We start from the raw sequence: 20,029 nt of genomic DNA, 5'->3' as shown, positions 1-20,029 counted from the left end.
TGCCATTTTCGGGCAAAAAACAAAATATACCTTCATTGCTCGATTGTCACCCTTTCTGCGAACGAAAATCGCCGTTGGGCAATGTAAAGTCGCACATTATAACTATTTCGTCGCAATTGGCAGCTAAATACTGGTCTTATCAGGGAAGATAATCAACCCGAAACATAAAAAGGACATTACCTGTTTTGCGTTTTGCAATCGACCGCACAGTTCACCGAACTAGCGCCACCACTGGCGAAACTTCCGGTAACGCAACGCTAAAAGGGCTAACGCTAATGCCGCGTAGATGACCGGTTGCGGTGATAAAATCTTTACCGACCACAGGTAATGTATGGGAGCCAGGATCGCGACAAGATAGACGACGTTATGCAGTGTTTGCCAGCGTTTGCCCAATTTACGCTGCGCAAATTGCGTTGAGGTCAACGTCAGCGCCAATAACACCAGCCAGCTAATGATCCCAAGCGTCAAATAAGGGCGTGAAATCAACTCGCTTCCTAACAACGCCAGGTTATGTATCCCCAGTTCCAGTAAGGCATAGCTGGTTAAATGCAGCGTAGCCCAAACGAAACACCATAATCCTAACAGGCGGCGTGTGCGTATCAATAATGGCTGTTTAGCGTAGCGCGCCAGCGGTGAAACCAGCAAGGTGGCGAGCAAAAATTTGAGCGCGGTTCTGCCGGTAAAGTGTTGGATATCCTTTACCGGGTCTGCGCTGAGTCCACCGTGATTTATCGCCCAAAAGAGCCACAGAAGCGGCAAAAAACCGGCAAGATGCAGACAAACTTTTAGCCAGGTTATCTGTTTTGCTGTCAGACGCACTTAAAAATTCTCCCGCAAATTGAGACCGCGATACAGCGAAGCGACTTCATTGGCATAGCCGTTAAACAGCAGCGTCGGCTGTCTTTGTACATCGAGGATACCGCCTGAACCAATAAAGCGTTCGGTAGCCTGAGACCAGCGTGGATGATCCACATGCGGGTTCACATTGGCGTAAAAACCATATTCGTTGGGAGCCGACAAATTCCAGGTGGTTGGCGGACGTTCGCGGGTGAGTTTAATGCTGACAATAGATTTAATACCTTTAAAACCATACTTCCATGGAACGATGAGTCGAATAGGCGCGCCGTTTTGCGGGGGTAACGCCTTACCATAGACGCCAACGGTCATCAGAGTCAGCGGATGCATGGCTTCGTCCAGACGTAGCCCTTCGACATAAGGGTATTTCAGTCCGCCGCCAATAAAGCGATCTTTCTGTCCTGGCATATCATCCGGCGCGTATAGCGTTTCGAATGCCACATATTTAGCGTGGCTGGTGGGCTGTGCCTGCGCGAGTAGCTTATATAAAGGGAAACCAATCCACGGCACGACCATGGACCACGCTTCGACGCAGCGCATTCGATAGATACGCTCTTCTAATGGGAAACGATGTGTTAAATCGTCGTAATCCAGCGTAAATGGCTTCGCGACTTCCCCGCTGATTTTCAACGTCCACGGTTCGGTTTTCAGACTTCCGGCATTGGCCGCCGGGTCGGCTTTATCAAGGCCAAACTCATAGAAATTGTTGTAGCCCGTCACCTTATCTTCCGGCGTTAACGCTAAATCGCTTCGCCAGGCGGCAGGCTGACTAAACTCAAGCGGTTTACCGGCAGGCGCTTTCGGACGATCGTTGCCTTTAAACCAACTGAAGAGATCGGCCTGCGCCGTTGAGGGTAAGGATAAGGCGGCCGCGCTGATGCCTAATGCTTTTAGCACCTGTCGGCGCTGCATAAAAAAAGCCGATTCCGCAGTCACATCGGCTTCTGTTAATGGACGTATCTTTTTCATCACAGACTCCCGGTCTACCCACCACAACATGGCGTGTAGTGAATATGACAGGGAGTGTGTCAATGTGTAAAAATAAATAGTTAATTAAGTGTAAATTTTTTTATACGTGACGTTATTTTATCTTCACCAGCGTACGGCCCTGAACCTGATTATTGATGATGGCATCGGCGAACTTCGGCGCATCCGCCAGCGTAATCTCTGTGGCGGCCTGAGCATAGAACGATTCCGGCAGATCCTTAACCAAACGCGCCCAGGCTTCTGCGCGACGTGCCGGTGGGGTCATCACCGAGTCCACCCCTTGCAAACGCACATTACGCAGAATGAATGGCATAACGGTGGTCGGCAGCGCGAAGCCGCCCGCCAGGCCGCAGGCGGCCACGCAACCGCCATAGTTCATCTGTGCCAGCACTTTCGCCAGCACTTTATCGCCAACGGTATCAATTGCACCGGCCCACAGCTGTTTTTCCAACGGGCGAGATTCAGCAAACTCATCGCGGCTGAGAATACGGTTAGCTCCCAGGCTCTTAAGATAGCCGTGGGTGCTTTCACGTCCTGATACTGCTGCAACCTGATAGCCCAGCTTATGCAGTAATGCAACGGCAGTGCTGCCCACGCCGCCGCTGGCGCCGGTGACGACAACCTCACCGTCTTGCGGGCGAATACCTGCATCTTCAAGCGCCATGACGCACAGCATGGCGGTAAAACCGGCGGTGCCGATGATCATGGCGTTACGGCTGCTCAGTCCCGCAGGCAGCGCGACCAGCCAGTCGCCTTTAACGCGTGCGCGTTCGGCCAGGCCGCCCCAGTGGTTTTCGCCCACGCCCCAGCCAGTCAGTAGTACTTCCTGGCCTGCATGAAAGCGAGGATCTTCGCTTGCGTGAACGGTGCCGGCGAAATCAATACCAGGAATCATCGGAAAATGACGGATAATTTTCCCTTTTCCGGTGATAGCCAGAGCATCTTTATAATTCAGGCTGGACCAGTGGACATCCACCGTCACATCACCTGCCGGCAGTTGACTCTCTTCGAGATGTTGCACGGATGCGAGGGTTTTACCGTCCTGCTGTTCTAAGATCAACGCCTGCATAACCTGTCCTCACTTTACATGGTAGATTGGAAAAATAGCTACGAAGACTATACTCGCTAATTAAAACGTGATGCCGATGCAACGCAATAAATTGCCAGATAGATCCATTTTGGTAGTATGCCTGCTTCATTGCGCGCCGTGGCGAATTCCGCCTTCAGATTCGCTTTTTCATACTGTTTATAACCGTCGGAGTTAACTCAAGGATGCGATTAACGACGAAATTCTCAGCTTTTATCACGCTGCTCACGGGGTTAACGATCTTCGTGACTCTGATAGGTTGCTCGCTAAGCTTTTATAACGCCGTACAGTATAAGTATGTCAGCCGTGTGCAGGCGACAGCGACAGCCATTGATACGCACCTGGTGACCCATGATATTGTCTCGCTGACGCCGCAAATCGACGAACTCATGATCGCTTCCGATATTGTGCGTGTCGATCTGTTGCAGGGGGAGCGCAGCGTCTACAGCCATTCTCGCGCCAGAGGTTATCGGCCAGCCGGCACCAGCGACATGTATCGCGAGCTGGTCGTACCGCTGATAAAACATCCAGGGATGTCGCTACGTCTGGTTTATCAGGACCCGATGGGTAACTATTTTCACTCACTGATCACCACGGCGCCGCTGACGCTGGCGATCGGTTTTATCGTTCTGATTTTGTTTTTATCGGTGCGCTGGCTGCAGCGGCAGCTTTCCGGGCAGGAGCTTCTGGAAATTCGCTCAACGCGTATTCTGAACGGCGAACGCGGGGCGAATGTCCGCGGTTCTGTTTACGAATGGCCAGCGCGCACCAGTAGCGCGCTTGATGTATTGCTTTCCGAAATTCAGTTTGCTCACGAACAGCGTAGCCGCCTGGACACCCTCATTCGCTCCTACGCCGCGCAGGACACCAAAACCGGACTCGGTAACCGTCTGTTCTTTGATAACCAGCTGGCGACGCTGCTGGAAGATCAGGAAAAAGTGGGAGTGCATGGCGTGGTGATGATGATCCGCTTGCCAGACTTCAATCTTCTGCGCGACAGCCTGGGAGGCAATCAGGCGGAAGAGCAGATGTTTATGCTTATCAATCTGCTATCGACATTTATTATGCGTTACCCAGGCTCGCTGCTGGCGCGTTATCACCGCAGCGACTTTGCCGTGCTGCTACCACATCGAACGCTGAAAGAAGCGGAAAGTATTGCCGGACAACTTTTAAAAGCTGTCGATGCGCTACCGGCTAACAAAATGCTCGATCGTGACGATATGGTACATATCGGCATTTGCGCCTGGCGCAGCGGACAGTCCACCGAGCAGGTGATGGAACATGCTGAAGCCGCGGCGCGGAATGCCGCCCTGCAGGGGGGAAATAGCTGGGCTATCTACGACGACACTCTGCCGGAAAAAGGGCGCGGCAATGTGCGCTGGCGCACATTGATTGAGCAGATGCTGAACCGGGGCGGACCGCGACTTTATCAAAAACCGGCGGTCACGCGAGAAGGTCGTGTGCATCATCGGGAATTGATGTGTCGCATCTATGACGGTAAAGAAGAGGTGAGCTCGGCGGAGTATATGCCGATGGTGTTGCAATTTGGTTTATCGGAAGAGTATGACAGATTACAAATTAGCCGCCTGATTACGTTGCTGGGCTACTGGCCGGATGAAAATCTGGCAATGCAGTTGACGGTTGAGTCGCTGATTCGTCCGCGTTTTCAGCGCTGGTTGCGCGATACGTTAATGCAGTGTGAAAAATCACAGCGAAATCGCATAATTATTGAACTTGCGGAGGCAGATGTTTGTCAACACATCAGCCGGTTACAACCCATCCTTCGCTTAGTCAATGCGCTTGGCGTTCGGGTGGCGGTGACACAGGCGGGTTTGACGCTGGTTAGCACGAGCTGGATTAAAGCGCTCAATGTGGAATTACTCAAGCTGCATCCGAGTCTGGTCAGAAACATTGAGAAGCGAACGGAAAACCAGCTTCTGGTTCAAAGTCTGGTAGAGGCCTGCGCGGGCACGCCTACGCAGGTTTACGCGACGGGCGTCCGTTCGCGCGGCGAGTGGCAGACGCTGACAAAACGCGGCGTGGCTGGCGGGCAGGGTGATTTTTTTGCCTCCTCCCAACTACTTGACACAAACGTGAAAAAATATTCGCAAAGATACTCGGTTTAACCTGCCGTTTAATTTGTTTTCACGTAGAATAACGCGCGCTGCGCCTCATGGGGGTGTGCTTGTCTGCTCGCCAGATTGTTGCAGCAAATATGCAGGTGAATGACCTTTGACAGGTTGCAAACGAAGGCGAGGATTGCTGCTGATTTTTTCAGCCCTGAGGGACTCAGGCCGAGATTTGTAACAAAGGAAACGAACTGCACTAATTTTCACCGTAGCAGATGATTTTTGCGCCTTGTCGCTGCTGCGTGTGGTTGGTAAAGTAAGCGGATTTTGTTTTCCGCCCCAGCTTTCAGGATTATCCCTTAGTATGTTGAAAAAATTTCGTGGCATGTTTTCCAATGACCTGTCCATTGACCTGGGTACCGCGAATACCCTCATTTATGTAAAAGGACAAGGCATCGTATTGAATGAGCCTTCCGTTGTGGCCATTCGTCAGGATCGTGCCGGTTCGCCGAAAAGCGTGGCTGCAGTCGGTCATGATGCGAAGCAGATGCTGGGCCGTACGCCGGGCAATATCGCTGCGATCCGTCCGATGAAAGACGGCGTTATCGCTGACTTCTTTGTGACCGAAAAAATGCTCCAGCACTTTATTAAACAAGTGCACAGCAACAGCTTTATGCGCCCAAGCCCGCGCGTACTGGTATGCGTGCCGGTCGGCGCGACGCAGGTAGAACGCCGCGCAATTCGTGAATCCGCTCAGGGCGCAGGCGCCCGTGAAGTCTTTTTGATCGAAGAGCCGATGGCGGCCGCGATCGGCGCAGGTCTGCCAGTTTCTGAAGCAACCGGTTCAATGGTTGTGGATATCGGTGGTGGTACCACTGAAGTTGCCGTGATCTCCCTGAACGGCGTGGTTTACTCTTCTTCTGTCCGTATTGGTGGTGACCGCTTCGACGAAGCCATCATTAATTACGTTCGTCGTAACTACGGTTCTCTGATTGGTGAAGCCACCGCAGAACGTATTAAACACGAAATCGGTTCCGCTTATCCGGGCGACGAAGTCCGCGAGATTGAAGTGCGTGGCCGTAACCTGGCGGAAGGCGTTCCACGCGGCTTTACTCTGAACTCAAACGAGATTCTGGAAGCGTTGCAGGAACCGTTGACCGGTATCGTCAGCGCGGTAATGGTGGCGCTGGAACAGTGTCCGCCGGAGCTGGCGTCAGACATCTCCGAGCGCGGTATGGTGCTCACCGGCGGCGGCGCGCTGCTGCGTAACCTTGACCGTCTGTTAATGGAAGAAACGGGCATTCCTGTCGTGGTTGCTGAAGATCCGCTGACCTGTGTGGCGCGCGGCGGCGGCAAGGCGCTGGAAATGATCGATATGCACGGCGGCGACCTGTTCAGCGAAGAGTAGTTGGATACGGGCAGGATTATCCCTGGATTGTCCTGCCTCTCCGACGCGAGAATACGCATAGCCTATGAAGCCAATTTTTAGCCGTGGCCCGTCGCTACAGATTCGCCTTATTCTGGCGGTGCTGGTGGCGCTCGGCGTTATCATTGCCGACAGCCGCCTGGGGACGTTCAGTCAAATCCGAACGTACATGGACACTGCCGTCAGTCCTTTCTATTTTATTTCAAACGGCCCTCGTGAACTGCTCGACAGCGTGTCGCAAACGCTGGCTTCTCGCGACCAGCTTGAGCTGGAAAATCGGGCGCTGCGCCAGGAATTACTGCTAAAAAACAGCGACCTGCTGATGCTGGGGCAGTACAAACAGGAGAACGCGCGGTTGCGCGAGCTGCTGGGGTCGCCGCTGCGTCAGGACGAGCAGAAAATGGTGACGCAGGTTATTTCAACGGTTAACGATCCTTACAGCGATCAGGTCGTTATCGATAAAGGCAGCGTTAATGGCGTATATGAAGGTCAACCGGTCATTAGCGACAAAGGCGTCGTAGGGCAGGTTGTCGCCGTGGCGAAACTGACCAGCCGCGTACTGCTGATTTGCGATGCGACTCATGCGCTGCCGATTCAGGTACTGCGCAATGACATCCGCGTGATTGCCGCCGGTAACGGCTGTACTGACGATCTTCAGCTTGAACATCTGCCCGCCAATACCGATATTCGCGTTGGCGATGTGCTGGTAACGTCCGGACTTGGTGGGCGTTTCCCGGAAGGGTATCCGGTGGCGGTGGTCTCCTCCGTCAAGCTGGACACTCAGCGCGCCTATACCGTCATTCAGGCACGTCCAACCGCAGGTTTGCAGCGTTTACGCTATCTGCTGCTGTTGTGGGGAGCCGATCGTAACGGCGCCAATCCGATGACGCCGGAAGAGGTTCACCGCGTCGCCAATGAGCGCCTGATGCAGATGATGCCGCAGGTGTTGCCTTCTCCGGATGCGATGGGGCCGCCGGCGCCAGTGCCGGACCCGGCGACGGGGATTACTCAGCCATCTGCGGGCCAGACGGCGCCGGTATCAACGCAACCATCGCCTTCGGGCGCGACCACGCCGCCTGCGCGTGCGCCGGGAGGGTAATGGTGGCGAGCTATCGTAGCCAGGGGCGCTGGGTTATCTGGCTCTCGTTTCTTATTGCGCTGTTGCTGCAAATCATGCCCTGGCCGGACGACATCATTGTTTTCCGGCCAAACTGGGTTTTGCTCATCTTACTGTACTGGATTCTGGCCCTGCCGCACCGCGTAAATGTGGGGACGGGATTTGTGATGGGTGCCATACTTGATCTCATCAGCGGTTCCACACTTGGCGTGCGCGCTCTGTCGATGAGCATTGTCGCCTATCTGGTCGCTCTGAAATTCCAGCTCTTCCGTAACCTGGCGCTCTGGCAGCAGGCGCTGGTGGTAATGTTGCTTTCACTGGCCGTGGACATTATTGTTTTCTGGGCCGAGTTTTTAGTGATCAACGTCTCTTTCAGACCGGAAGTGTTCTGGAGTAGTGTAGTCAATGGCGTGCTGTGGCCCTGGCTCTTTTTGCTGATGCGTAAAGTACGCCAGCAGTTTGCTGTGCAATAAAGGTCGATATGACAACTCTGTATCTTGCTTCCGGTTCCCCGCGTCGCCAGGAATTATTGACTCAACTTGGATTTTCATTCGAGCAGGTCGTGCCTGGTATTGAAGAGCAACGGCGTGCTCAGGAAAGCGCGCAGCAGTATGTTGTTCGGCTGGCGCGCGAAAAGGCGCAGGCTGGCGTGGCGCTGGTTCCCCGTGATCTGCCGGTGTTGGGCGCGGATACGATAGTCGTGTTAAACGGCGAGGTGCTGGAAAAGCCGTGCGACGCCGCTCATGCCGCAGAAATGCTGCGCTTGCTTTCCGGAAATACGCATCAGGTGATGACTGCTGTTGCGCTTGCGGACTCGCAGCAGACGCTGGATTGTCTGGTGGTAACGGAGGTGACTTTCCGCACGCTTTCTGCGCAGGATATTACTGGCTATGTCGCCAGCGGCGAGCCTTTAGATAAAGCAGGTGCATACGGTATTCAGGGGCGGGGTGGCTGTTTTGTCAGGAAGATAAATGGCAGCTATCACGCCGTGGTCGGCTTACCGCTGGTTGAAACGTATGAGTTGTTGAGTCATTTTAACGCACTGCGTGATAAAAGGGATAAACATGACGGCTGAATTGTTGGTAAACGTAACGCCATCGGAAACGCGCGTGGCGTACATTGATGGCGGTATTCTTCAGGAAATCCATATTGAGCGCGAAGCGCGACGCGGAATCGTAGGCAATATCTACAAAGGTCGTGTAAGTCGTGTACTTCCAGGTATGCAGGCGGCTTTTGTAGATATTGGGCTGGATAAAGCCGCATTTCTTCACGCTTCCGACATTATGCCGCATACCGAATGCGTGGCGGGCGACGAGCAAAAACAGTTTACCGTGCGCGATATCTCCGAACTGGTGCGTCAGGGACAGGATCTGATGGTGCAGGTAGTGAAAGATCCGCTCGGCACGAAAGGCGCGCGTTTGACCACGGACATCACGTTGCCCTCCCGTTACCTTGTTTTTATGCCCGGCGCGTCACACGTTGGCGTTTCCCAGCGTATCGAAAGCGAAAGTGAACGCGAGCGCCTGAAAAAGGTGGTGGCGGAATACTGCGACGAACAGGGCGGGTTTATTATCCGTACCGCGGCGGAAGGCGTGTGTGAAGAGGATCTCGCGTCTGACGCCGCCTATCTCAAGCGCGTCTGGACGAAAGTCATGGAGCGCAAAAAGCGTCCGCAAACGCGCTACCAGATGTATGGCGAACTGGCGCTGGCGCAGCGCGTGCTGCGCGATTTCGCCGATGCGCAGTTGGACCGAATTCGCGTCGACTCACGTCTGACCTATGAGTCGCTGCTGGAGTTTACCGCAGAATACATCCCGGAAATGACCAGTAAGCTGGAGCATTACAGTGGCCATCAGCCGATCTTCGATCTTTATGACGTGGAAAATGAGATCCAGCGCGCGCTGGAGCGTAAGGTTGAACTCAAGTCCGGCGGTTATCTGATTATCGACCAAACCGAAGCGATGACGACGGTAGATATCAATACCGGCGCGTTTGTCGGACACCGTAATCTCGACGACACCATTTTTAATACCAATATTGAAGCGACGCAGGCCATTGCCCGCCAGCTACGCCTGCGTAATCTGGGCGGCATTATCATTATCGATTTTATCGACATGAATAATGAAGATCATCGCCGCCGGGTGCTGCATTCGCTGGAACAGGCGTTAAGTAAGGATCGCGTGAAAACCAGTATTAACGGTTTTTCGCCGCTGGGACTGGTGGAAATGACCCGTAAACGGACTCGTGAAAGCGTGGAACATGTGCTTTGTAACGAATGTCCAACCTGTCATGGCCGCGGGACGGTAAAAACGGTGGAAACCGTCTGCTATGAGATCATGCGTGAAATTGTACGTGTTCATCACGCTTATGACTCCGATCGCTTCCTGGTTTATGCTTCTCCTGCGGTGGCGGAAGCGCTGAAAGGCGAAGAATCACACGCGCTGGCGGAAGTCGAAATCTTTGTCGGCAAACAGGTTAAAGTTCAGGTCGAACCGCTTTATAACCAGGAGCAGTTTGACGTCGTAATGATGTAAAAGACCGCGACCCGTACGAGCATTTGCAGGCCGGATAAGGCGTTCACGCCGCCGTCCGGCAAAGCAAGGTTGTGAGTCGTATTTTTTGGCAGACAAGGAGAGACGCGTGAGGCGATTGCCGGGGATTTTATTGCTCACTGGAGCCGCGCTCATCGTCATTGCAGCGCTGCTGGTTAGCGGGCTGCGCCTGGCGTTGCCTCATCTTGACGCCTGGCGTCCAGCTATCCTGAATAAAATTGAGTCTGTGACCGGCGTGCCGGTGGCCGCCAGCCAACTCTCCGCAAGCTGGCAAAATTTTGGCCCTACGCTGGAAGCGCATAATATTCATGCCGCCCTGAAAGATGGCGGCGAACTGTCGATAAAACGCGTTACGCTGGCGCTGGACGTCTGGCAAAGCCTGTTGCATATGCGCTGGCAGTTTCGCGACCTGACCTTCTGGCAACTCAATTTCCGCACCAACACGCCTCTTCAAAGCAGCGACGGCGAAGGCATCGAAACCAGCCGTTTAAGCGATCTTTTCCTGCGGCAGTTCGATCATTTCGATCTGCGCGATAGCCAAATCAGTTTTCTGACGCTTTCCGGACAACGCGCGGAGCTGGCGATCCCACAGCTTACCTGGCTAAACGGCAAAGAGCGGCACCGCGCCGAAGGCGAGGTCAGCCTCTCCAGCCTGACCGGGCAGCACGGCGTGATGCAGGTGCGGATGGATTTACGCGATGACGACGGTTTGCTGAATAACGGCAGAGTCTGGTTACAGGCCGACGATATTGACGTCAAGCCGTGGCTGGGCAAATGGATGCAGGATAATGTGGCGCTCCAGACGGCGCGTTTCAGTCTGGAAGGCTGGATGACGCTCAGTAAAGGTGAAATCGCCGGAGGAGACGTCTGGCTGAAACAGGGCGGCGCAAGCTGGCTGGGCGATAACACGACGCACACGCTGTCTGTCGATAACCTGACGGCGCAGATTAGCCGCGAGCAGCCGGGCTGGCAGTTTTATATTCCGGACACACGGATTACGCTTGATGGTAAACCCTGGCCGAGCGGAGCCTTAACCGTGGCCTGGCTCCCGCAGCAGGACGTCGGCGGTGAGAATCACACACGTAGCGATGAGCTACGCATTCGCGCCAGTAATCTTGAACTGGCGGGGCTGGAAGCATTACGTCCGCTGGCGGCTAAACTGTCGCCTGTGCTGGGCGAAATATGGCAGGCTACGCAGCCGAGCGGAAAGATCGCCACACTGGCGCTGGATATTCCGCTACAGGCCACCGAAAAAACGCGTTTTCAGGCATCGTGGGAAAATCTTGCCTGGAAACAGTGGAAGCTGTTGCCCGGCGCGGAACATTTTTCCGGTACGCTGGCGGGAAGCGTAGAAGACGGGCAGATGAAGGTTGCGATGCAGCAGGCTAAAATGCCCTATGAAACCGTTTTTCGCGCGCCGCTGGAAATTGAAAACGGCGTCGCGACGCTTAGCTGGTTGAAGAATGAGAACGGCTTTCAGCTTGATGGCCGCGACATTGACGTCAAAGCAAAGGCGGTACATGCGCGCGGCGGATTCCGCTATCTGCAACCGACGGGCGACGAACCGTGGCTGGGTATTCTGGCCGGCATCAGTACCGACGATGGATCTCAGGCGTGGCGCTATTTTCCGGAAAACCTGATGGGCAAAGCGCTGGTCGATTACCTTAGCGGCGCGATTCAGGGCGGCGAGGCGGATAACGCCACGTTGGTTTACGGTGGTAACCCGCACCTCTTTCCCTATAAGCATAACGAAGGTCAGTTTGAAGTGCTGGTGCCGCTACGCAATGCGACGTTTGCTTTTCAACCCGACTGGCCGGCGCTAAAAAATCTCAACATTGAACTGGATTTCCTGAACGACGGCCTGTGGATGCGTTCGGATAGCGTCGATTTGGGCGGGGTGAAGGCCAGCAAACTCGCGGCGGCGATTCCGGATTATTCCAAAGAGAAACTGCTCATTGATGCCGATATTAACGGGCCGGGAAAAGCCGTTGGGCCTTATTTTGACGAGACGCCGCTAAAAGACTCGCTTGGCTCGACGCTGGCGGAGCTCCAGTTAGATGGCGATGTGAATGCTCGCTTACATCTTGATATTCCGCTGGACGGAGAACAGGTTACCGCCGAGGGTGATGTCTCGTTGCGTAATAACAGTCTGTTTATTAAGCCGCTAAACAGCACGCTCAAAAATCTGAACGGTAAATTCAGCTTTGTGAATGGCGCGCTAAAAAGCGGGCCGCTGACGGCAAACTGGTTTAATCAGCCGCTAAACCTGGATTTCAGTACGACGGAAGGGGCAAAAGCCTATCAGGTCGCCGTCAACCTGAACGGTAACTGGCAGCCAACGCGTATGGGCGTCTTACCGCCGCAACTGAATGACGCCCTGAGCGGCAGCGTGACGTGGAATGGTAAAGTCGGCATCGATCTTCCATATCACGCTGACACCACTTATCACATCGAGCTGAACGGCGATCTGAGAAATGTGAGTAGTCACTTACCTTCTCCGCTAAATAAACCCGCAGGCGAAGCCATTCCGGTGAACATTCAGGCTGACGGCAACCTGAAAAGTTTTGCGCTAACGGGGAGCGCAGGGAGTAAAAATCACTTTAACAGCCGCTGGTTATTAAATCAGAAGCTGACGTTGGATCGGGCTATCTGGACGACGGACAGCCGGACGATTCCGCCATTACCTGCTCAACAAGGCGTTGAGCTCAATCTGCCGGCGCTGGATGGCGCGCAGTGGCTGGCGTTATTCCAGAAAGGCGCGGTGGATAACGTGAGCAGTTCGGCCGAGTTTCCTCAACGCGTCACGTTGCGTACTCCCGCGCTATCGCTGGGCGGCCAGCAGTGGAACAATTTGAGCGTCGTTTCAGCCCCCTCGCTGAACGGAACAAAAATTGAAGCGCAGGGCCGTGAGGTGAACGCCACGCTGCTCATGCGCAACCATGCGCCGTGGCTGGCGAACATTAAGTACCTGTACTACAACCCTGGCGTCGCAAAAACGCACGCCTCGTCACCAACGCCGACATCGCCGTTGGCTTCGGCGAACACGATTAGCTTCCGCGGCTGGCCGGACTTACAGCTTCGCTGCGAAGAGTGCTGGCTGTGGGGGCAAAAATATGGGCGTATTGATGGCGATTTCGCCATCAAAGGCAATACGCTGACTCTGGCGAATGGCCTGATCGATACCGGATTCGCCCGTTTGAAAGCGAACGGCGAGTGGGTGAATGCGCCGGGTAATGAACGAACCTCGCTGAAAGGTAGTCTGCATGGTAGTAACCTCGACACGGCTGCCGGGTTCTTCGGCATCTCGACGCCAATCCAGAACGCGTCTTTTAACGTAGATTACGATCTGCACTGGCGAAACCCGCCCTGGCAACCTGATGAAGCCACGCTCAACGGGATTTTACGTACGCGTCTGGGCAAAGGCGAGTTTACTGATCTCAGTAGCGGCCATGCCGGACAGCTACTGCGGCTGCTCAGTTTTGATGCGTTGCTGCGTAAGCTTCGGTTTGACTTCAGAGATACCTTTAGCGAGGGCTTCTATTTCGACTCTATTCATAGTACCGCGTGGATTAAAGATGGCGTCCTGCATACTGACGATACGCTGGTGGATGGGCTGGAAGCGGATATTGCAATGAAAGGTTCTGTTGATCTGGTGCGTCGTCGTCTTGATATGGAGGCCGTTGTCGCGCCGGAAATTTCCGCCACAGTGGGCGTTGCCGCCGCGTTTGCCGTTAACCCGATTGTCGGCGCGGCGGTATTTGCCGCCAGTAAAGTGTTGGGGCCGCTATGGAGCAAGGTCTCCATTTTGCGATATCGCATTACCGGTCCGGTCGATGCGCCGCAGATCAACGAAGTTCTGCGCCAACCGATAAAAGAAAGCCAGCAATGATTTGACGGGGGCGAGGAATTGCCCCACTCTCAGTAAATAGTCATGCCGGACGGCGCTGCGTTTATCCGGTTTGTACAATCTAACAACGTAGTCCGGATAAGGCGTGAACCGCCATCCGGCAGAAATCAACGAGTAGCAAAAACGATGAGTCTGAACCTGGTAAGTGAACAATTGCTAGCGGCGAATGGCCTGAACCATCAGGATCTATTCGCTATTTTGGGCCAACTGGCCGAACGCCGTCTTGATTATGGCGACCTCTATTTTCAGTCGAGCTATCACGAATCCTGGGTTTTAGAAGACCGCATCATTAAAGATGGTTCATATAATATCGACCAGGGCGTTGGCGTTCGCGCCATTAGCGGCGAAAAAACCGGTTTTGCTTATGCTGACCAGATCAGCCTCCTGGCGCTGGAGCAGAGTGCGCAGGCAGCGCGAACCATTGTACGCGAGAACGGCGAAGGCAAGGTAAAAACGCTCGCCGCCGTAGCGCATCAGCCGCTCTACACCACCCTTGATCCGCTGCAAAGTATGAGCCGCGAAGAGAAGCTGGATATCCTCAGACGCGTTGACAAAGTGGCGCGAGAAGCCGATAAACGCGTGCAGGAAGTTAACGCCAGCCTGACCGGCGTATATGAATTAATCCTCGTGGCGGCGACCGACGGGACGCTGGCGGCGGATGTCCGTCCACTGGTGCGGTTGTCCGTTAGCGTGCAGGTGGAAGAAGACGGTAAACGCGAGCGCGGCGCCAGCGGCGGCGGCGGTCGCTTTGGTTATGAGTATTTTCTTGCCGATCTCGACGGCGAGGTTCGTGCCGACGCGTGGGCGAAAGAAGCGGTACGCATGGCGCTGGTTAATCTCTCCGCGGTCGCTGCGCCAGCGGGGACGTTACCGGTGGTTCTGGGCGCCGGGTGGCCGGGCGTATTGCTGCACGAAGCGGTCGGTCACGGGCTGGAAGGTGATTTTAACCGTCGTGGGACGTCTGTGTTTAGCGGTCAGATCGGCGAGCAGGTTGCCTCCGCGCTTTGCACCGTAGTGGATGACGGCACAATGATGAACCGTCGTGGCTCCGTTGCTATCGATGATGAAGGTACGCCAGGCCAGTACAACGTATTGATTGAAAATGGCGTGCTGAAAGGATACATGCAGGACAAGCTGAACGCGCGCCTGATGGGCGCTGCGCCGACCGGTAACGGGCGGCGCGAATCTTATGCGCATCTGCCGATGCCGCGTATGACGAATACCTATATGTTGGCGGGGCAGTCAACGCCGCAGGAAATTATCGAATCCGTTGAGTACGGCATCTATGCGCCTAACTTTGGCGGCGGTCAGGTAGATATCACCTCCGGCAAGTTTGTGTTTTCTACCTCGGAAGCGTATCTGATTGAAAACGGCAAAGTCACGACGCCGGTGAAGGGCGCGACGTTAATTGGATCAGGCATTGAAACGATGCAACAGATCTCCATGGTCGGCAATGACCTTAAGCTGGATAACGGGGTGGGGGTCTGCGGTAAAGAGGGTCAAAGTCTGCCGGTAGGCGTAGGCCAGCCGACGCTGAAAGTCGATAACCTGACGGTTGGCGGCACCGCATAACTGTCCGCCTTATCAGGCCTGTGGTGTGTGCCGCCCAGGCCTGATAAGCGCAGCGCCATCAGGAAATGTCTGCGTCGGGTGGCATCTGGCTACAATCGTCTTCAGCAATTACCCGGTGTTTTTATTTTTCTTTCCCTCGCCCGTGCATCCCCTGAAACAGGTGTGCGACATCGACAAAATAGTCAGTTAACGCGTTAATCACTACCTGCACTTTAAGCGGCAGCTTATCTTTTTCGGTGTACAGCGCGTACACCGGACGAGGATCGGACTGATAGCGAGGCAGCAGGATCTCCAGATCGCCACGATTGATCTCATCGATCACCCACATCAGCGGCACATAGGCGATTCCGGTTCCGGCGGTCAGCCAGCGTACCAGCGTCATCGGATCGTTAGTGACGAACCGCCCCTGTGGAATCAGTCGGGTAGAAATTCCTTCCGGCGCGATAAGTTCAAACTCATTATCCGGGCGCACGCTATATTCCAGCCAGGAATGGCTACTGAGATCGGCGGGTTTTTCCGGGACGCCGTACTGAGCGAGGTAGGGCTTGGCGGCGCACACAACCATCGGCATCGCGCCGAGTCGACGGGAAAACAGGCTGGAGTCTTGCAGCGCGCCCACGCGGATCACCACGTCCAGCCCGTCGGCAATTAAATCCGGGGCCGGAATTCCTGTCACCAGATTGACCGCCAGACCGGGATACTCTTTTAATAATTTTGCGGTAAGCCCGGCCAGCACATTTTGCGCCATGGTTGAAGAACAGCCGATACGCAATGTACCGATAGGCGTGTTATTAAAAGCGTAAAGCTGCTCGTGAACATCCTGCACTTCATGCAGCATACGACGACAGCCCTGATAATAGATTTTTCCAGCTTCGGTGAGCCCAATGCTGCGTGTGCTGCGGTTGAGCAATTTAACCTGAAGCTCATCTTCCAGTTTCGCCACAGTCTGGCTGATGGACGATACGCTCATTTGCAGCTGTCTGGCTGCGGCGGTAAAAGAGCCAAACTCGACAACTTTGGCGAATACCGACATTCGTTTTAATCGTTCCATTATTCACTCTGGCTTAAAAGTGATTTAGATCACATAATATAGATAACAGCATAACAATTACGTTAATATACTATTATTCGAATAAGAGCTATGTCGCTCTCGCCTGGCGTCTCTTGCCCTTCTCTGCGGCGATGTAGCTTAACAATCTATCGCCTGCTCTCTCTCAGAAATCAAGGTCAACATGAGTCTGTTTCCCGTTATCGTGGTGTTTGGTCTTTCCTTCCCACCGATATTTTTCGAATTGCTTTTGTCACTGGCTATTTTTTGGCTGGTGCGTCGGATGCTTGTGCCGACGGGTATCTATGATTTTGTCTGGCATCCGGCTCTGTTCAATACCGCGCTGTATTGTTGTCTGTTTTATTTAATATCGCGCCTGTTCGTTTGAGGTTGAAGTGAAAACACTAACAAGAAAACTCTCCCGTACGGCCATTACCCTCGTACTGGTTATTCTGGCCTTTATCGCCATTTTCCGCGCCTGGGTGTATTACACCGAATCTCCCTGGACGCGTGACGCGCGTTTTAGCGCCGATGTCGTCGCTATTGCCCCGGATGTCGCGGGCCTGATTACCCATGTAAACGTGCATGATAACCAACTGGTGAAAAAGGATCAGGTCCTGTTTACCATCGATCAGCCACGCTATCAAAAAGCGCTGGCGGAAGCGGAAGCTGATGTAGCCTATTATCAGGTCCTGGCGCAGGAAAAACGCCAGGAAGCCGGTCGCCGTAATCGCCTCGGCGTACAGGCGATGTCCCGGGAAGAGATCGATCAGGCGAACAATGTCTTGCAGACTGTACTGCATCAACTGGCTAAAGCCCAGGCGACGCGCGATCTGGCTAAACTCGATCTGGAACGCACCGTCATTCGCGCGCCTGCCGACGGCTGGGTGACTAACCTCAATGTTTATGCCGGTGAATTTATTACCCGCGGTTCCACGGCCGTTGCCCTGGTGAAAAAGAACTCTTTTTACGTGCAGGCCTATATGGAAGAGACCAAGCTGGAAGGCGTGCGTCCGGGATATCGTGCCGAAATCACGCCGCTTGGCAGCAACCGGGTATTAAAAGGTACCGTCGATAGCGTGGCGGCAGGGGTAACGAATGCCAGCAGTACCAGCGATGCGAAAGGGATGGCGACGATAGACTCTAACCTCGAATGGGTGCGTCTGGCCCAGCGTGTTCCGGTGCGCATCCGGCTCGACGAGCAGCAGGGGAATTTGTGGCCTGCCGGTACGACGGCAACCGTCGTGATCACCGGTAAGCAGGATCGTGACGCAAGCCAGGACTCCTTCTTCCGTAAACTGGCGCACCGGCTGCGCGAATTCGGTTAATCGTCATGGGCATTTTCTCCATTGCCAACCAGCACATTCGTTTTGCGGTAAAGCTGGCGTGCGCCATTGTGCTGGCATTATTTATCGGCTTCCATTTTCAACTGGAGACGCCGCGTTGGGCGGTGCTGACCGCCGCGATCGTGGCGGCAGGCCCGGCATTTGCCGCTGGCGGGGAACCCTATTCCGGCGCTATCCGTTATCGCGGAATGTTGCGTATTATCGGGACGTTTATTGGCTGTATCGCCGCGCTTATCATTATTATCTCTATGATCCGCGCGCCGCTATTGATGATTCTGGTGTGCTGTGTCTGGGCCGGTTTTTGTACCTGGATCTCCTCTTTAGTACGGATCGAAAACTCTTATGCGTGGGGACTGTCAGGTTATACTGCGCTGATCATTGTGATTACCATTCAGACGGAGCCGCTGCTCACGCCGCAATTTGCGCTTGAGCGCTGTAGCGAAATCGTCATCGGCATTGGCTGCGCTATTTTAGCGGATCTGCTTTTCTCGCCGCGATCGATAAAGCAGGAGGTTGATCGCGAACTGGACAGTTTACTGGTAGCGCAATATCAGCTAATGCAACTTTGTATTAAGCATGGCGACAGCGAAGAAGTCGACAACGCCTGGGGCGATCTGGTGCGACGCACGGCGGCGCTGGAGGGAATGCGAAGTAATCTGAATATGGAATCTTCGCGCTGGGTACGCGCTAACCGCCGCCTGAAAGCGTTGAATACGCTTTCGCTCACGCTGATTACGCAATCCTGTGAAACTTATCTTATTCAAAACACGCGGCCGGAACTGATTACCGATACATTCCGGGAACTGTTCGAGACGCCGGTTGAAACGGTACAGGACGTCCACAGGCAGTTAAAACGGATGCGGCGTGTCATTGTCTGGACCGGTGAGCGCGAAACGCCCGTCACGCTTTATAGCTGGGTAGGCGCTGCGACGCGCTATCTATTGCTTAAACGCGGCGTGATCAGTAACACCAAAATCAGCGCGACGGAAGAAGAGATCCTGCAAGGCGAGCCCGTAGTTAAAGTGGAATCCGCTGAACGCCACCATGCGATGGTGAACTTCTGGCGCACCACGCTTTCCTGCATTCTGGGGACATTATTCTGGCTATGGACCGGCTGGACATCGGGTAATGGCGCGATGGTGATGATTGCCGTGGTGACCTCGCTGGCGATGCGTTTACCCAATCCGCGCATGGTCTGCATTGATTTTATTTATGGCACTCTGGCGGCGTTGCCGCTGGGATTGCTCTATTTCCTGGTGATTATTCCCAATACGCAGCAAAGTATGCTGTTGTTATGTTTGAGCCTGGCGGTATTGGGGTTCTTTATCGGCATTGAGGTCCAGAAACGGCGTCTGGGGTCAATGGGGGCGCTGGCCAGTACGATTAACATTATTGTGTTGGATAATCCGATGACGTTCCATTTCAGCCAGTTCCTCGATAGCGCGTTGGGGCAAATAGTCGGCTGTATGCTGGCGTTTATCGTCATCCTGCTGGTGCGTGATAAATCCAAAGATCGAACCGGTCGCGTGCTGCTTAATCAGTTTGTTTCCGCTGCGGTCTCGGCAATGACGACCAACGTGGTACGTCGTAAAGAAAACCGTCTGCCTGCGTTATATCAGCAACTCTTTTTGCTGATGAATAAATTCCCTGGCGATTTGCCGAAGTTTCGCCTGGCGCTAACGATGATCATTGCTCATCAACGTCTACGCGACGCGCCGATACCGGTTAATGAAGACCTGTCAGTGTTCCACCGCCAGCTTCGTCGTACCGCAGACCATGTTATTTCCGCCGGAAGCGATGATAAACGGCGACGCTACTTTGGTCAGTTGCTGGATGAGCTGGATATCTATCAGGAGAAATTACGTATCTGGGAGGCGCCGCCGCAGGTGACGGAACCGGTTAAACGCCTGACGGGCATGTTACATAAATACCAGAACGCGCTTACCGATAGCTAACCCACAAGAACCGATGCCAAAAGCGTCGGTTTTTTTATGACTATACTTATTTGAGATACAAAAACAGCGCAAGAGTGCTCCGGGGCTAAAAGCGTTTCTGGAAGTGAA

The 20,029-nt window shown here is 54.1% G+C and carries 15 protein-coding genes; 11 read left to right on the top strand and 4 right to left on the bottom strand.

Features of this window, described 5'->3' with window-relative positions; translation table 11 throughout:
- Window positions 1-219: 219 nt before the first annotated feature.
- The 3 genes from msrQ to ACLJQJ_RS13640 form a co-directional block, all read right to left on the bottom strand.
- Window positions 220-819 carry a protein-methionine-sulfoxide reductase heme-binding subunit MsrQ gene (gene msrQ / locus ACLJQJ_RS13650; RefSeq protein ID WP_001240053.1) on the bottom strand — a complete coding sequence of 200 codons (600 nt, stop codon included), beginning with the start codon at window positions 817-819 and terminating at the stop codon, window positions 220-222.
- Window positions 820-1,824: a protein-methionine-sulfoxide reductase catalytic subunit MsrP gene (gene msrP, locus ACLJQJ_RS13645; protein ID WP_000723876.1), complete on the bottom strand. Its 1,005-nt coding sequence runs from the start codon at window positions 1,822-1,824 to the stop codon at window positions 820-822.
- A gap of 112 nt (window positions 1,825-1,936) precedes the next feature.
- Window positions 1,937-2,911, bottom strand: coding sequence for an MDR family oxidoreductase (locus ACLJQJ_RS13640; protein WP_001148246.1), 975 nt, complete (start codon window positions 2,909-2,911; stop codon window positions 1,937-1,939).
- 203 nt (window positions 2,912-3,114) lie between these two features.
- Between ACLJQJ_RS13640 and csrD the strand changes: the two genes are divergently transcribed.
- From csrD to tldD, 8 genes are all read left to right on the top strand, one after another.
- On the top strand, window positions 3,115-5,055 hold the full coding sequence (gene csrD, locus ACLJQJ_RS13635; RefSeq protein ID WP_001241381.1) for an RNase E specificity factor CsrD: 1,941 nt from the start codon (window positions 3,115-3,117) through the stop codon (window positions 5,053-5,055).
- A gap of 307 nt (window positions 5,056-5,362) precedes the next feature.
- Entirely contained in the window at window positions 5,363-6,406 is a 1,044-nt protein-coding gene (gene mreB, locus ACLJQJ_RS13630; RefSeq protein WP_000913396.1) for a rod shape-determining protein MreB, read from the top strand.
- Between the two features lie 64 nt (window positions 6,407-6,470).
- Window positions 6,471-7,523 (top strand): rod shape-determining protein MreC, encoded by a 1,053-nt coding sequence (gene mreC, locus ACLJQJ_RS13625; RefSeq protein WP_000802538.1) that lies wholly within the window; start codon window positions 6,471-6,473, stop codon window positions 7,521-7,523.
- Window positions 7,524-7,525: 2 nt separating this feature from the next.
- Window positions 7,526-8,014, top strand: a complete 489-nt coding sequence (mreD, locus tag ACLJQJ_RS13620; RefSeq protein WP_000179403.1) for a rod shape-determining protein MreD — start codon at window positions 7,526-7,528, stop codon at window positions 8,012-8,014.
- Between the two features lie 8 nt (window positions 8,015-8,022).
- The gene (locus ACLJQJ_RS13615; RefSeq protein WP_000210303.1) at window positions 8,023-8,616 is read left to right on the top strand and encodes a Maf family protein; all 594 of its coding nucleotides are present in this window, start codon (window positions 8,023-8,025) and stop codon (window positions 8,614-8,616) included.
- Window positions 8,606-10,075 (top strand): ribonuclease G, encoded by a 1,470-nt coding sequence (gene rng, locus ACLJQJ_RS13610; protein WP_000123188.1) that lies wholly within the window; start codon window positions 8,606-8,608, stop codon window positions 10,073-10,075. The genes ACLJQJ_RS13615 and rng overlap by 11 nt, the downstream gene beginning before the upstream one ends.
- Before the next feature lie 106 nt (window positions 10,076-10,181).
- On the top strand, window positions 10,182-13,982 hold the full coding sequence (yhdP, locus tag ACLJQJ_RS13605; RefSeq protein WP_063808950.1) for an AsmA2 domain-containing protein YhdP: 3,801 nt from the start codon (window positions 10,182-10,184) through the stop codon (window positions 13,980-13,982).
- Window positions 13,983-14,126: 144 nt separating this feature from the next.
- Window positions 14,127-15,572: a metalloprotease TldD gene (gene tldD / locus ACLJQJ_RS13600; protein WP_000055940.1), complete on the top strand. Its 1,446-nt coding sequence runs from the start codon at window positions 14,127-14,129 to the stop codon at window positions 15,570-15,572.
- Between the two features lie 121 nt (window positions 15,573-15,693).
- Here the strand turns inward: tldD and aaeR are convergent, their stop codons facing one another.
- Window positions 15,694-16,623 carry an HTH-type transcriptional activator AaeR gene (gene aaeR / locus ACLJQJ_RS13595; RefSeq protein WP_000440300.1) on the bottom strand — a complete coding sequence of 310 codons (930 nt, stop codon included), beginning with the start codon at window positions 16,621-16,623 and terminating at the stop codon, window positions 15,694-15,696.
- A gap of 181 nt (window positions 16,624-16,804) precedes the next feature.
- Here aaeR and aaeX point away from each other — a divergent pair, with 181 nt between their 5' ends.
- From aaeX to aaeB, 3 genes are read left to right on the top strand one after another with little or no spacing between them, the layout of a single operon-like run.
- Entirely contained in the window at window positions 16,805-17,008 is a 204-nt protein-coding gene (gene aaeX / locus ACLJQJ_RS13590; RefSeq protein ID WP_000051840.1) for a p-hydroxybenzoic acid efflux pump operon protein AaeX, read from the top strand.
- A gap of 7 nt (window positions 17,009-17,015) precedes the next feature.
- Window positions 17,016-17,948 (top strand): p-hydroxybenzoic acid efflux pump subunit AaeA, encoded by a 933-nt coding sequence (aaeA, locus tag ACLJQJ_RS13585; RefSeq protein WP_000855134.1) that lies wholly within the window; start codon window positions 17,016-17,018, stop codon window positions 17,946-17,948.
- Between the two features lie 5 nt (window positions 17,949-17,953).
- Window positions 17,954-19,921 carry a p-hydroxybenzoic acid efflux pump subunit AaeB gene (gene aaeB / locus ACLJQJ_RS13580; RefSeq protein ID WP_000510913.1) on the top strand — a complete coding sequence of 656 codons (1,968 nt, stop codon included), beginning with the start codon at window positions 17,954-17,956 and terminating at the stop codon, window positions 19,919-19,921.
- Window positions 19,922-20,029: the final 108 nt, after the last annotated feature.

Origin of the sequence: Salmonella sp. SAL04202 (assembly GCF_046550775.1) — a bacterium.
GTDB classification, from domain to species: domain Bacteria; phylum Pseudomonadota; class Gammaproteobacteria; order Enterobacterales; family Enterobacteriaceae; genus Salmonella; species Salmonella enterica.
This window is presented reverse-complemented; position numbering and strand designations above follow the sequence as displayed.